The organism is Arthrobacter sp. AOP29-A2-19, assembly GCF_058138025.1.
In genome coordinates this window covers 1982643-1996301 of the sequence record NZ_CM176894.1, presented here as the reverse complement: position 1 = coordinate 1996301, position 13659 = coordinate 1982643, and the positions used below count along the sequence as shown (strand labels likewise).

The 13659-nt window shown below is 70.1% G+C and carries 14 protein-coding genes; 12 read left to right on the top strand and 2 right to left on the bottom strand.

The window, feature by feature from the left end; translation table 11 throughout:
* Nucleotides 1-49: 49 nt before the first annotated feature.
* Together AC3ZJJ_RS09275 and AC3ZJJ_RS09270 are read right to left on the bottom strand one after the other, a co-directional pair.
* Nucleotides 50-514, bottom strand: coding sequence for a GNAT family N-acetyltransferase (locus AC3ZJJ_RS09275; RefSeq protein WP_489891542.1), 465 nt, complete (start codon nucleotides 512-514; stop codon nucleotides 50-52).
* A 36-nt stretch (nucleotides 515-550) separates the two neighbouring features.
* Nucleotides 551-1159, bottom strand: coding sequence for a TetR/AcrR family transcriptional regulator (locus AC3ZJJ_RS09270; protein ID WP_489891541.1), 609 nt, complete (start codon nucleotides 1157-1159; stop codon nucleotides 551-553).
* A 125-nt stretch (nucleotides 1160-1284) separates the two neighbouring features.
* On the opposite strand from AC3ZJJ_RS09270, the gene AC3ZJJ_RS09265 reads away from it, so the two are divergent.
* The 12 genes from AC3ZJJ_RS09265 (at nucleotide 1285) to AC3ZJJ_RS09210 (ending at nucleotide 13651) form a co-directional block, all read left to right on the top strand.
* Complete coding sequence (locus AC3ZJJ_RS09265) at nucleotides 1285-2448, top strand: acyl-CoA dehydrogenase family protein (protein ID WP_489891540.1); 1164 nt, start codon at nucleotides 1285-1287, stop codon at nucleotides 2446-2448.
* 115 nt (nucleotides 2449-2563) lie between these two features.
* Nucleotides 2564-3034 (top strand): MarR family winged helix-turn-helix transcriptional regulator, encoded by a 471-nt coding sequence (locus tag AC3ZJJ_RS09260; protein WP_489891539.1) that lies wholly within the window; start codon nucleotides 2564-2566, stop codon nucleotides 3032-3034.
* Nucleotides 3031-3453 carry an organic hydroperoxide resistance protein gene (locus tag AC3ZJJ_RS09255; RefSeq protein WP_489891538.1) on the top strand — a complete coding sequence of 141 codons (423 nt, stop codon included), beginning with the start codon at nucleotides 3031-3033 and terminating at the stop codon, nucleotides 3451-3453. Before AC3ZJJ_RS09260 ends, AC3ZJJ_RS09255 begins: the two co-directional genes overlap by 4 nt.
* Nucleotides 3454-3495: 42 nt before the next feature.
* Nucleotides 3496-3972, top strand: coding sequence for a hypothetical protein (locus AC3ZJJ_RS09250; protein WP_489891537.1), 477 nt, complete (start codon nucleotides 3496-3498; stop codon nucleotides 3970-3972).
* A gap of 67 nt (nucleotides 3973-4039) precedes the next feature.
* On the top strand, nucleotides 4040-5269 hold the full coding sequence (gene dxr / locus AC3ZJJ_RS09245; RefSeq protein ID WP_489891536.1) for a 1-deoxy-D-xylulose-5-phosphate reductoisomerase: 1230 nt from the start codon (nucleotides 4040-4042) through the stop codon (nucleotides 5267-5269).
* Nucleotides 5266-6621 carry a M50 family metallopeptidase gene (locus AC3ZJJ_RS09240; RefSeq protein ID WP_489891535.1) on the top strand — a complete coding sequence of 452 codons (1356 nt, stop codon included), beginning with the start codon at nucleotides 5266-5268 and terminating at the stop codon, nucleotides 6619-6621. Before dxr ends, AC3ZJJ_RS09240 begins: the two co-directional genes overlap by 4 nt.
* A 45-nt stretch (nucleotides 6622-6666) precedes the next feature.
* Nucleotides 6667-8256 (top strand): hypothetical protein, encoded by a 1590-nt coding sequence (locus AC3ZJJ_RS09235; protein ID WP_489891534.1) that lies wholly within the window; start codon nucleotides 6667-6669, stop codon nucleotides 8254-8256.
* 16 nt (nucleotides 8257-8272) lie between these two features.
* Nucleotides 8273-8581 carry a YciI family protein gene (locus AC3ZJJ_RS09230; RefSeq protein ID WP_489891533.1) on the top strand — a complete coding sequence of 103 codons (309 nt, stop codon included), beginning with the start codon at nucleotides 8273-8275 and terminating at the stop codon, nucleotides 8579-8581.
* Between the two features lie 136 nt (nucleotides 8582-8717).
* Nucleotides 8718-9878, top strand: a complete 1161-nt coding sequence (gene ispG / locus AC3ZJJ_RS09225; RefSeq protein WP_489891532.1) for a flavodoxin-dependent (E)-4-hydroxy-3-methylbut-2-enyl-diphosphate synthase — start codon at nucleotides 8718-8720, stop codon at nucleotides 9876-9878.
* Between the two features lie 144 nt (nucleotides 9879-10022).
* Nucleotides 10023-10910 carry a GNAT family N-acetyltransferase gene (locus tag AC3ZJJ_RS09220; protein ID WP_489891531.1) on the top strand — a complete coding sequence of 296 codons (888 nt, stop codon included), beginning with the start codon at nucleotides 10023-10025 and terminating at the stop codon, nucleotides 10908-10910.
* A gap of 103 nt (nucleotides 10911-11013) precedes the next feature.
* On the top strand, nucleotides 11014-12813 hold the full coding sequence (locus AC3ZJJ_RS09215; RefSeq protein WP_489891530.1) for a proline--tRNA ligase: 1800 nt from the start codon (nucleotides 11014-11016) through the stop codon (nucleotides 12811-12813).
* 10 nt (nucleotides 12814-12823) lie between these two features.
* Nucleotides 12824-13651 (top strand): sulfite exporter TauE/SafE family protein, encoded by an 828-nt coding sequence (locus AC3ZJJ_RS09210; protein WP_489891529.1) that lies wholly within the window; start codon nucleotides 12824-12826, stop codon nucleotides 13649-13651.
* The last annotated feature ends 8 nt before the right edge of the window (nucleotides 13652-13659 follow it).

The window sequence follows — 13659 nt, the reverse complement described above, 5'->3', positions numbered from 1 at the left end:
GCTCCGCCCGGCCCGTCGGCCCGACGGGCCGGGGACCGGGCGCGGAAGGCTAGGAGAGCTCCATGATGTATTCCTTGACCACTGCGGCGCGCGCGTTGGCGAATCCCTCGGCCTCGCCAATGACGGTGAATCCCCGGCGCTCCAGCACCTTCTGGGAGCCGATGTTGTCCGTGACCACGCGCGCCCGGATGGGCCGCTGCGTGAATTCCTGCAGGAATGCGTCGACGGCGCTGGTGGTGACGCCCTGGCCCCAGTAGGCCTTGTCCGTCCAGAAGCTGATCTCGGGAACGCCGTCGTTCGGGTAGGCCAGCACGGAGCCGACCACCTGGCCGTCGTGCTCGATGGTGCGCACCGTGATCTCCGGATCGCGCAGGATCAGTCCCCAGTGGTGGTCGAAGACGCCGCGGTCGGAGGGGTTCTTGGCCGTGAACGCGGCCATCTGGTTGGCCTCCGGATCCTGCTGGTGCGCGAAGAACCAATCCAGGTCCGCGGTCTCAACGGGGCGTAGCTTCACGGCAAAACCTCTCTAGTAACAACACTGTTCCGCGACCTAGCCTACCGGGGCGCGCAGTGCCGCAAACGCCATTGTGGTCAGGCGTGCGCGCAGTGCCGCGGGGTCCGAGTCGGCGCGGGGAACCGAGTGGTGGGTGGAGTTGATCAATCCGAAGGCCGCTTGGGCGCGGAAGCGCGCAGCCGTGAGGTCCTCGCCCGCGTGCAAGGCCAGCAACTGGTCCGCCCACACGTCCATGTAGGCGCGCTGCAGGCGGCGCACCGCGGCGGCATCGGCGTCGGAAAGGCTGGACATGTCCCGGTCCTGGACGCGGATGACGTCCGGGTGCCCGAGGGCGAAGTCGGCGTGGAACTCCACCAGGCGGCGCAGGATCTCGGTTGGGGTGCCGCCGTCGGACGCGACGTTCCGCCCGCCCTCCAGCAGTTCCTCGCTCACCCCCACCAACAGCGCCCCCAGCACGGACGCCTTGCCGCTGAAATGCCGGTAGACCGCCGGCCCACTGATTCCGGAGGCGGCCCCGAGGTCCTCGAGGGAGACTCCGCGGTACCCGTGCCGGGCGAACAGGCGCGCGGCCTCGGCCAGCAGCGTGCTGCGCCGGCTGGCCTTCGCCTGGCTGCGTCCGGTCGTGGGGAGTGGTCGGTCGGTCATCGCTCTCCGATTGTCGCCGTGGCGTACGTCACTGGAAACTCTGGACATTTGGGTTAATGAACACTAACGTCGTTTTCGGTTAATGCACACTAACTGAACCCCCGCGCCGCACGAAGGATCCGCACATGCCTAATTTCGAGCTTGAGGACGAGTACCAGGACCTGGTGGACACGGTCAGGGACTTTGCCGACGAGGTGGTCGCGCCGGTCAGCGCCAAGCACGACGAGGAGCATAGCTTCCCGTACGAGGTGGTGGCGCAGATGGGGGAGATGGGATTGTTCGGCCTACCGTTCCCCGAGGAGTTCGGCGGCATGGGTGGGGACTACTTCGCGCTGGCCCTCGCCCTGGAGCAGCTGGGGCGCGTCGACCAGTCGGTCGCGATCACCCTCGAGGCGGGCGTGTCGCTGGGGGCCATGCCGGTCTTCCGGTTCGGCACCCAGGCGCAAAAGGAGAAGTGGCTTCCGGAATTGGCCGCCGGGAAGGCGCTGGCGGGCTTCGGGCTGACCGAGCCGGAGGCGGGATCCGACGCCGGGGGCACCAAGACCTCTGCCCGGCTGGAGGGCGGGGAATGGGTCGTGAACGGAACCAAGGAATTCATCACCAACTCCGGCACCGACATCACCCAGCACGTGACCGTGACGGCCGTGACGGGCGGCGAGGAGCGGCCGGACGGTTCGGTCAAGAAGGAGATCTCCACCATCGTGGTGCCCGCGGGAACTCCCGGTTTCCGGGCCGAGAAGGCCTACAACAAGGTGGGATGGAACGCCTCGGACACGCACCCGCTGACACTGAAGGACGTGCGGGTGCCGGAGGAGAATTTGCTGGGGGAGCGGGGGCGGGGCTACGCCAACTTCCTGTCGATCCTGGACGAGGGGCGGATCGCGATCGCTGCCCTGGCGACCGGTGCCGCCCAGGGGTGCGTGGACGAGTCGGTCCGCTACGCCAAGGAGCGCAGCGCCTTTGGCCGCAACATCGGCAGCTATCAGGCCATCCAATTCAAGATCGCGCGGATGCAGGCGCGCGCCCACACGGCACGCCTGGCCTACTATGGCGCGGCGTCGAAGATGCTGGCCGGCAAGCCCTTCAAGACGGACGCCGCCATCGCCAAGATGGTCGCCGGCGAGGCCGCCATGGACAACGCCCGGGATGCCACCCAGGTGTTCGGTGGCTACGGATTTATGAACGAGTTCGTGGTCTCCCGCCACTACCGCGATTCGAAGATCCTCGAGGTGGGCGAGGGCACCACCGAGGTGCAGCTCATGCTGATCGCGCGGGAGTTGGGCCTCTAGGACTGACGCAAGGCCTCCGGCGGGAAGCACGTCCCGCCGCGCATGATGTTCCGCGGAGTGCGCTTGTGGGCCAATTGAATTGTGCACAACTAAATTGTGCGCTACTATTTCTTGCATGACCCAAGACAACCCGTTGGCGCTCGACGCCCAGGTCTGCTTTGCCCTCTACTCCGGCGAGAAGGCGGTCGCGTCCGCGTACCGCGACTTGCTGCGGCCGCTGGGGCTGACCTACGCCCAATACCTGGTCATGCTGGCGCTATGGGAAGAGGACGGCCAGTCCGTCTCGGCGCTCGGTCGGCGCCTGGGCCTGGACAGTGGGACGCTCTCGCCGCTGCTCAAGCGGCTGGAGGCGGCAGGTCGGCTGGAACGCCGCCGCGCCGCCTCCGACGAGAGGATGGTCGGCGTCCACCTCACCGCGGCCGGCGCCGAGCTGCGGGCGGGCGCGCTTGCCGTGCCCGAGGAGCTGTTCGGACGAATGGGGCTCGAGCCCGCCGAAGCCGACGAACTCGGGCGCCTGCTGCGAAAGATTTGTGCACACCACCCTGCCGGCACGGCACGGACACCCCACGGAAAGGAAAAACCATGAAAGCCCTTTACACCGCCGAGGCCCTCGCCACCGGAGGCGGACGCGACGGCCACGTCCTGACCGCCGACCGCCGGCTCGATCTCGACCTCGCCATTCCGCAGGCAATGGGCGGGTCCGGCAACGGCGCCAATCCCGAGCAGTTGTTCGCCGCCGGCTATGCCGCCTGCTTCCACAGCGCCCTGCAGCTGGCGGCGCGCGAGCGGAAGGTGGCGATCGACGGCTCGAGCGTGGGCGCGCAGGTACACCTCGGAGCCACGGACGCCGGAGGCTTCGGTCTCGCCGTGACGCTTGAGGTTGTGCTCCCGGACGTGGACGCCTCCGTCGCCCGCGAGTTGGCCGACCGGGCCCACGAGGTCTGCCCGTACTCGAACGCGACCAGGGGCAACATCGACGTGGACATCCAGGTCTCGGACGACTAGCGCGGGTCGGCGCGCCCCGTCCCGCTCTGCGAGACTTTCCCCATGCGGGACAACTACGAGGACCGGGCGTACACCACGATCGAGGGCGTCCCCTTCGTGCGGTTGTTCGTCGACGGCGGGGCCAGCCCGGTGTGGGCCTGGGATTCCCTTGAGTACGCGGACCTGGAGCTGCCCGTCGACGTCGAACGCCGGATGAGGGCGTGGGAGGACACGTACCGTGCCGGCGGCTGGGAAGCGCCGGCCGCTCCGCCGCCGCCGGTGGCCGCGCGCCACCGGGCGGAGGGCGCCTTGCTGGCCCTGCTCCTCGCCGAGCACCTCGGCGGCTCGCTCGCCGTCGAGCTCGCGGAGGGCGTCGCCGACGGCCCCTTCGGATGGGACGAGGCCTCCGACGAGGAGGGTGTCCGCCGTTCCCTCGCGGACCCGGCGATGTTCCACGCCAACGCGCCCGCCGCGGATCCGGCGGTTGCCGCCCGCGTCCGTTGGATGGTCCTGCATCCGTTCGAGCGGCCCGACGAGTGACGCGGCCTCCCGACGGGCCCGCGCCGCGGCGGCGTCACCGGTGCGCGGCGTCTGGGAGAATGGCCGCGTGACTTCCACGCAGCACCACTTCAGACCGCCCTCGGGCACCCGGCCGCGCCGCGTTGTGTTCCTTGGATCGACGGGCTCGATCGGCACTCAGGGACTCGACGTGGCCGCGAAGAACCCGGACAGGTTCCAGGTCGCCGCGCTCGCCGGGGGATCCAACCTGCGATTGCTCGCCGAGCAGGCCGTTGCCACCCGCGCTCCCGCGGTCGGCGCCGCCCACCCGGACGTCGACGCCCTGCGCGACGCCATCCACGCCCGCGCGCTTGCGGCCGGCACCACCGGATACGAGCCCGAACTCTTCGCCGGCCCCGAGGCCGCCTCGGCGATCGCGGCCTGGTCCGGCGCCGACGTCGTCCTGAACGGCATCACCGGCTCGATCGGGCTGGCGCCGACCCTCGCCGCGCTCGGCGCGGGACATCTGTTGGCCCTCGCCAACAAGGAGTCGCTGATCGTCGGCGGCGCCCTTGTGAAGGACGCCGCGGCCCCCGGGCAGCTGGTGCCGGTCGACTCGGAGCACTCCGCGCTCGCCCAGGCCCTCCGTGCAGGGGGCGCCGAGGAGGTGGAACGGCTGGTGGTCACGGCCTCCGGGGGCCCGTTCCGCGGCCGCGCCCGCGCCGAGCTGGCCCGCGTCACGCCCGCGGAGGCGCTCGCGCACCCCACCTGGGACATGGGCAAGGTCGTCACCACCAACTCCGCCACCATGGTCAACAAGGCCCTGGAGGTCATCGAGGCACACCTGCTTTTCGACATCCCGCTGGACCGCATCGACGCCGTGGTGCACCCGCAATCGGTGGTGCACTCGATGGTCGAGTTCATCGACGGATCCACCATCGCGCAGGCGTCGCCACCGGACATGCGCCTGCCCATCGCCCTCGGCATGGCCTGGCCGGCCCGTGTTCCCGGGGCGTGCGCGCCCTGCGACTGGCGCTCGGCCGCCTCGTGGACCTTCGAGCCCCTCGACGAGGACGCGTTCCCCGCCATCCGGCTCGCGAAGGACGCGGCCGCCGCCTCGGAAACCCACATGGCCGTGTTCAACGCCGCGAACGAGGAGGCCGTCGAGGCCTTCCACAACGGCAGGATCGGGTTTCTCGACATCGTCGACACGGTCGCCGCGACGGTCGAGGATTACGACGCCGGGGCAGTCGCCGGCGCGGGGCTCACCCTGGAAGCGGTGCTCGCGGCAGAGGATTGGGCACGAAACCGTGCCCACGAACGTTTGGGACTGTTGTGACCGTATTGCTATTCGTCGTGGGCGTCCTGATCGTCGCCGTGGGCATCGCCCTGTCCATCGCGCTGCACGAGGTCGGGCACCTTGTGCCGGCCAAGCTCTTCGGCGTCCGCGTACCGCAGTACATGGTCGGCTTCGGCAAGACCGTGTGGTCGTTCAGACGCGGCGAGACCGAATACGGGTTCAAGGCCCTGCCCCTGGGCGGCTACGTGTCCATGATCGGCATGTACCCTCCGGCCAAGGGCGGCGACGCTGGCGTGCGGCAGTCCAGCACGGGGATGTTCCAGCAGCTCGCGGACGACGCGCGCAAGGCCGCCGCCGAACAGCTGCAGCCCGGGGACGAAAACCGGATGTTCTACCGGCTCCCGGTGTGGAAGCGCATCATCATCATGCTGGGCGGCCCCATGATGAACCTCGTCATCGGTACCCTGCTGATCGGCGTCGTCGTCACAAGCTTCGGGACGGTCCAGGCCACTACCACCGTCTCGGAGGTCTACCAGTGCGTCGTCAGCGACGCAGACCAGGCCCAGCGGGCGCAGGAGGGCGGGGACGCCTGCCGGCCCTCGGACCCCGAGGCGCCCGCCTACGCCGCGGGACTCCTGCCCGGGGACGTCATCACGTCCTTCGGCGGCACCGCCGTCGGCGAGCGCGGCTGGACCGAACTCACGGAGATGATCCGGTCCGCGGCCGGACGCGAGGTGCCGATCACCTACATTCGCGACGGCGTCGAAAAAACCACCACCATCACCCCGCTCCTGAGCGAACGTCCGGCGACGGACATCAACGGGCGCGCCTTGACGAACGCCGACGGCACCGTCCAAACCGTGCAGGTCGGCTTCGTCGGCATGGGCTCCGAACAGCGCCTGATGACCCTTCCCGTCGGGGAGGTGCCCGGCCTCGTCGGCGAGAACGTCACCGCCGTGGCGGGAGTTGTGCTGGACCTTCCGGCCCGTATGGCGGCCGTGGCCCGCGCCGCGTTCTCCGACGAGCCGCGGGACCCCAACGGTCCCATCTCCGTGGTGGGGGTCGGACGGATCGCGGGGGAGGTCAGCGCCATGGAGGAGGTGCCGCTCAAGAGCCGGTTCGCCACGCTGCTGGGCCTCGTCGCAAGCCTGAACATCGCCCTTTTCGTCTTCAACCTGGTCCCCCTGCTCCCTCTCGACGGCGGGCACATCGCCGGGGCCCTCTGGGAGGCGCTGCGCCGCGGGTTCGCCAAGGTATTCCGCCGGCGGGATCCGGGACCGGTGGACATCGCCAAACTACTCCCGTTGACGTACGTGGTTGCCGCGCTGATGCTCGGCATGGGAATACTGTTGATCTACGCCGACATCGTCAAACCGGTGAACATCTTCTAGACAGCGCGCCGCCGGGGGACCAGCGCCGCCGGACGAGGGGCAAGGATGCCGAGGACCAGGACCGCCAACCCCGCCGCGGCGATCGCGGCGATCCTCGCGGCGGCCTCGCTGGCCGTCTCCGGGTGCACCGCCGGCGCGCCGGGATCCGCGGCTCCCGCGGCTTCGGGCGCCCCGTCGGTGCTGCCATCGACCGCGGAGGGCCGGGACACTGCCGTGCCGCGGGAGGCGACGCCGGGCTACGGACGCATCGCGGGCACGCCCGCCGAGGCGGCGCTGAAGGCCAGCCGCGCGTTCTTCGAGTTCTCGCCCGCCGCCGTGGTGGTGGACACCGCGTCGCCGGCCGCCGGTTCGCCAAGAGACCGGCTGCTCCCCGCCGCGCGCGGGCGCGCCCTGGAGATGGGCGTTCCCCTGCTTCTGGCCGGGGCGGACGCGGCGGGACGCGCCGCGGTCCGCGAGGAGCTGGACCGGCTCGGGGCGCGCTCGGTGGTGCGCTTCGGCGGGCCCGCAACCGAGGGGGACGGGCTGTTCTCCGGGCTCGCGACGTCCGACGGCGCCGACCCCGACGCCGACCGCGGCCCCGCGGCGCCGACCGCGGCCGACGGCCGCTTCGCCGTTGTGCACCGGCTGGGAAAGGCCGGGGCGGACTATTCGGCGGCGCTTGCCACGGCGGAGGCCGCGGGTGCCTCCGTGCATGGGATGGACTCCTCCGATCCCCGCGTGGACGGGCGGGACAGGGCATTCTTCCGGGACCACGCCGGCGCGGCCCTCTACGGCATCGGACCGGGCCTCGCCCCGGAGGCCGACTTCGCGTCACTGGCGGCCACCGCGGCCACCGGAGCGGAACTGCCGGGAGGCGGACAGGTGGTTTTCCCCGAACGGCGGATGGTTGCCCTCTACGGCCACCCCGAAACGTCCGCGCTAGGGCTCCTCGGGGAGCAGGGCGTCCAGGAGGCCATCCGGAGGGTCAAGGGACTGGCCGCCGACTACCAGCCCTACAGCCCGGAGCCCGTCCAGCCCGCCTTCGAGATCATCGCCACGGTCGCCTCCGCCGCCCCGGGCAAGGACGGCACCTACTCGCGCTACACGGACGTAAACGTGCTCCGTCCATGGGTCGAGGCCGCGGGAGAGGCAGGGGTGTATGTGGTGCTGGACCTGCAGCCGGGCCGCAACGACTTCCTGACGCAGGCCAAGCGCTACGAGGAACTGCTGAGCTTGCCCCACGTCGGCCTGGCCTACGATCCGGAGTGGCGTTTGGGGCCGGACCAGCTGCACATGGCCCAGATCGGCAGTGTGCAGGCCCGGGAACTCAACGCGACGAACGCGTGGCTGGCGGACCTGACGCGCCGGCACCGGTTGCCCCAGAAGGTGGTGGTGCTGCACCAGTTCCAGCTGCGGATGATCCCGGACCGCGCCGCGCTTGACACGGGCCATCCCGAACTGGCGATGGTCGTCCACGCCGACGGGCACGGAACGCCGGGGCAGAAGTTCCAGACATGGGACGTCCTGCGCCGGGACCTCCCGAAAGGCATCCGGATGGCCTGGAAAAACTTCATCGACGAGGATTCCCCGACCTTCACGCCCGAGGAGACGTTCACCAAGGTCACACCGGCGCCGTGGTTCGTCTCCTACCAGTAGCCGCTACTGTGGATGCATGACCATCTTCGCTGTCGAGTACGTCTATGCCGCCGGATCCGAGGCGGCCCGCGACGAGCACCGCCCCGGCCACCGCGCCTTCCTGGCCTCCCTGAAGCAGGACTCCACCGATGCCGGCGGCACGTGGCTGGTGGCCTCCGGGCCCTACACGGACGGGAGCGGCGCCCTGCTGATCTTCGGTTCCGGCTCGGAGTCCGAGCTCGCCGCCCGGCTGACGGAGGACCCGTTCAACGCCCACGGGCTCGTGTCCGCACTGCGGATGACGCCCTGGATTCCCGTGACGGGCGAGCTCGCGCACTACGCCTGATCTTTCTTCGGGCCGCCGCGCAACGGCGGCCCCCACCACACCAGCCCGGGCCATGGGGTCCGGCCGGCCAACGCCGAATTCCCCGCGAGGGGGATAATGGGGGCCGAACCCAAACGCACCACACACGGAGGAAGCCTTGACCTCGGTCAGCCTCGGAATGCCAGCAGCACCGCCGCCAGTCATCGCCCCCCGGCGCAAGACCCGCCAGATCCGTGTCGGCTCCGTCGGCGTGGGCTCCGATTCGCCGATCAGCGTCCAGTCGATGACCACAACGCCGACGACGGACATCAATGCCACGTTGCAGCAGATCGCGGAGTTGACGGCCTCCGGCTGCGACATCGTCCGGGTCGCCTGCCCCTCGGCGGACGACGCCGAGGCCCTGCCGATCATTGCGAAGAAGTCGCAGATCCCCGTGATCGCCGACATCCACTTCCAGCCCAAGTACGTCTTCGCCGCCATCGACGCGGGCTGCGCGGCGGTCCGCGTGAACCCGGGCAACATCCGCAAGTTCGACGACCAGGTCAAGCAGATTGCCGACGCCGCGAAGGCCGCCGGAACATCGATCCGCATCGGCGTCAACGCCGGTTCGCTCGATCCGCGCCTGATGGCCAAGTACGGCAAGGCGACGCCCGAGGCCCTGGTGGAGTCCGCCGTCTGGGAGGCCTCGTTGTTCGAGGAGCACGACTTCCACGACTTCAAGATCTCCGTCAAGCACAACGACCCGGTGGTCATGGTGCGGGCCTACGAGCTGCTGGCGGAGCGCGGCGACTGGCCGCTCCACCTGGGCGTGACCGAGGCCGGTCCGGCGTTCCAAGGGACCATCAAGTCCGCCACCGCCTTCGGGGCGCTGCTGGCCAAGGGGATCGGAGACACCATCCGGGTCTCGCTGTCCGCGCCTCCGGTTGAGGAGATCAAGGTCGGCAACCAGATCCTGCAGTCGCTGAACCTGCGCCCGCGCAAGCTGGAAATCGTCTCCTGCCCGTCCTGCGGCCGCGCCCAGGTGGACGTCTACACGCTGGCCGACCAAGTGACCGCCGGGCTGGAGGGCATGGAGGTTCCCCTTCGCGTGGCCGTGATGGGCTGCGTCGTCAACGGGCCGGGGGAGGCCCGCGAGGCGGACCTCGGCGTCGCCTCCGGCAACGGCAAGGGTCAGATCTTCGTCAAGGGCGAGGTCATCAAGACGGTCCCCGAGGACCAGATCGTCGAGACGCTGATCGAAGAGGCCATGCGCCTGGCGGAGGGCATGGAGACCCCGGACGACGGATCGGCCGCCAAGCCGACCGTCAGCGTCTCCTAGCCCGCGCGTCCCCGGCGCTGGCGGGGCCCGCGGAGTCATCTTGCGGGGGAGACTGGTCCGGAGACTGGACTTATTGAGACACTGGTCGTAGGCGGCGCACGACGTATTCGGAACGGGGACGCGGTGGCGAAGATTCTTTCGAGGGTGGCACCGTGGCTCCCCGCGGCCAAAAAAGGGGCCACCGAGGGCGAACAGCTCACGGATGCGGTCCGAGTCCTGGGCCCGACCGACACGGCCGCGTTGCGCGAGCTGGTCTCCCGCGACGCCGTCGCCAACGTCTTTATGGACGCCCAGTTGGAGGCAACGGGAACGGCCGGCCCGACCCCGAGCGGCGGCATGGTGCTGGGCCGGTTCGACGGGACGGCGCTCGCGTCCGCCTGCTGGGTCGGCGCCAACATCGTACCGATCGAGGCGACTCCCGAGGCCGCCGTCGAGTTCGCAGACGCGATCCTGCCCCTGGGACGTCGCTATTCGTCCCTCTTCGGGATGTCCGACGCCGTGCTCTCCCTTTGGTCGCGGCTGCAGGACGGGCCGCAGCGGGCCTTCGACATCCGCGCCCGCCAGCCCCTGATGGTCCTGGACCGGGCCCCGGCGATCGCGCGCGCCACCGGCCTGCGCCCGACGGTGGAGGCCGACTACGAGGCGGTGCTGCCCGCGTGCGCCAAGATGTTCGAGGAAGAGTTGGGCTATTCGCCGCTGGCGGGCGGTGGAGCGTACTACCGGTCGCGGGTGCGCTCACTCATCCGCCAGGGCCATTCGCTGGTGGAGCTCGACGACTCCGGGCAGGTCCTTTTCAAGGCCGAACTGGGCACGGCGTCACCGCGGGCGACGCAGATCCAGGGCGTCTGGCTGGACCCGCGCCACCGCGGCCAAGGACTCGCCGCCCCCTACATGGCCGCGGTCGCGGACTACGCCCTGTCGCTGGCGCCCGTCACGAGCCTCTACGTGAACGACTACAACGCCGCCGCGCTCGCGACGTACCGCAGGGTCGGTTTCCGCCAGACGGGCGAGTTCGCGACGATCCTCTTCTAACCGCATTCGGTTTCACCGAGCGCCACCGGGTAAATTGGACAGCGTTCCCTTCGGGAACCCCTCCACCGATTGCGGCCCGTGGCCGCGGAAACGGACATCACGCGTGGTCCTTCGACTCTCCACCCTGTTCCTGCGCACCCTGCGCGAAGATCCGGTCGACGCCGAGGTCGCCAGCCACAAGCTGATGGTCCGCGCCGGCTACATCCGCCGCGCCGCGCCCGGCATCTACACCTGGCTCCCGCTGGGACTGCGCGTCCTGGCGAAGGTGGAGGCCATCGTCCGCGACGAGATGAACGCCATCGGCGGCCAGGAGGTGCACTTCCCGGCCCTGCTGCCGCGCGAACCCTACGAGGCCACCAACCGGTGGACAGAATACGGCGAGGGCCTGTTCCGCCTGAAGGACCGCAAGGGCGCCGACTACCTCCTGGCACCCACGCACGAGGAGATGTTCACCCTCCTCGTGAAGGACCTCTACAACTCGTACAAGGACCTCCCCGCGTACCTTTACCAGATCCAGAACAAGTACCGCGACGAGGCCCGCCCCCGGGCCGGCCTGCTCCGGGGCCGCGAATTCATCATGAAGGACTCGTACTCCTTCAACATCGACGACGCCGGACTGGAGGAGGCGTACCAGGCGCACCGGGCGGCGTACCTGAAGATCTTCGCCCGGCTCGGGCTGGAGGTCCTGCCCGTGTTCGCCACGGCAGGAGCCATGGGCGGGTCGAAGTCCGAGGAGTTCCTCCACCCCACCGAGGTCGGGGAGGACACCTTCGTGCGCTCGCCCGGCGGCTACGCCGCAAACGTCGAGGCCGTCACCACCGTTGTCCCGGCGGACATCGACCACACCGGCCTTCCCGCCTTCGAGGTCCTCGACACCCCCAACACACCCACGATCGACACCCTGGTGGCGGCGGCGAACGAACTGGCCCCGCGCGACGGCACGCCGTGGACCGCCGCGGACACGCTCAAGATCGTGGTCCTCGCCGCCCTCCTCCCGACCGGCGAGCGCCACGTGGTGGCCGTCGGCGTCCCGGGGGACCGCGCCGTCGACCTCAAGCGCGTCGAGGCCAACATCGGCGCCCACCTGCCCATCGGCGGCGAGGTCGGCATCGAGGCCGCCACGGAGGAGGACCTGAAGAGGCACCCCGGGCTGGTCAAGGGCTACATCGGCCCCGGCCTGGGGACGGACCAGGCGGTGCTCGGCTCGGAGGCGTCCACCGGCATCACGTTCCTTGTCGATCCGCGCGTGGTCTCCGGAACCAGTTGGGTGACGGGGGCCAACGAGGACGGCAGGCACGTCTTCGGGCTGGTCGCCGGGCGCGACTTCGCCTGGGACGGAACCATCGAGGCCGTCGAGGTGCGCGCGGGCGACCCGGCTCCGGACGGCTCGGGGCCGCTCGAGACCGCGCGGGGCATCGAGATGGGCCACATCTTCCAGCTGGGCCGAAAGTACGCCGAGGCCCTGGAGCTCAAGGTCCTGGACCAGAACGGCAAGCTTGTCACCGTGACCATGGGGTCCTACGGGGTCGGTGTCACACGCGCGGTCGCCGCCTTGGCCGAGGCCTACCACGACGACCGCGGCCTGATGTGGCCGCGCAACGTGGCGCCGGCCGACGTCCACCTGATGGTGACCGGCAAGGGCGAGGACCTCTTCGCCGAGGCCGAGCGCATCGCCGCGGAACTCGAGGCGCAGGGCATCGAGGTGATCTTCGACGACCGGCCCAAGGTCTCCGCCGGCGTGAAGTTCGGCGACGCCGAACTGATCGGCGTGCCGACCATCGCCGTCGTCGGGCGCGGGCTCGCGGAAGGACTGGTCGAGGTCAAGGACCGCGCGTCGGGCACCGCCGCGAACGTGGCCGTTGCCGACGTCGTGGGGCACCTCGTCGCAGCCGTGCGCGGCTAGCGCCGGCACCGTGCTGGACTGGCTCGCGAACTTGGAGGGTTCCGGCCTGGAGGACATCCAGGCCGGAACGCTGCTGTTGGTGGTCGTGGCCGGCCTGGCCGCCGGCTGGATCGACGCCGTGGTGGGCGGGGGCGGGCTGCTGCAGCTTCCCGTCCTTCTGCTGGTCCCGGGCATCACGCCCGTCCAGGCCCTGGCGACCAACAAGCTGGGCTCCATCTTCGGAACCACCACCAGCGCGGTCACCTACTACCGGCGCGCGCACCCCGACCTCAAGACGGCCCTGCCCATGGCGGGGGTCGCCCTCGCCGGGAGCTTCGCCGGGGCGATCGTGGCCACGGTCCTGCCGGCCTCGGTCTTCAAACCCATCATCGTCGCCGCGCTGGTGGCCGTGGCGCTCTTCACCGCCTTCCGGCCGACGGTCGGGGAGTTGACGGCCCTGCGCCACACGGGCCGCCGCCACTACGCCGTGGCCGCGACCATCGGGCTCGTCATCGGCTTCTACGACGGCCTGATCGGTCCGGGAACGGGCTCGTTCCTGGTCATCGCTATGGTGGTCTTCCTCGGCTACAACTTCCTGGCCTCCAGCGCCAAGGCGAAAATCGTGAACATGGCCACCAACGCCGGCGCGCTGGCGTTCTTCCTGCCCACCGGGCACTTGCTGTGGGGGCTCGGCCTGGTCCTCGGCCTGGCCAACATGGTCGGCGGCTACCTGGGGGCGCGCATGGCGGTCAGCAAGGGCAGCCGTTTCATCAGGGTGGTCTTCCTGGTCGTGGTCGGCGTCCTGATCCTGCGGCTGGGCTACGACGTGGTCCAGGAGAACATCCTGGGCAACGCCTGACGACCGTC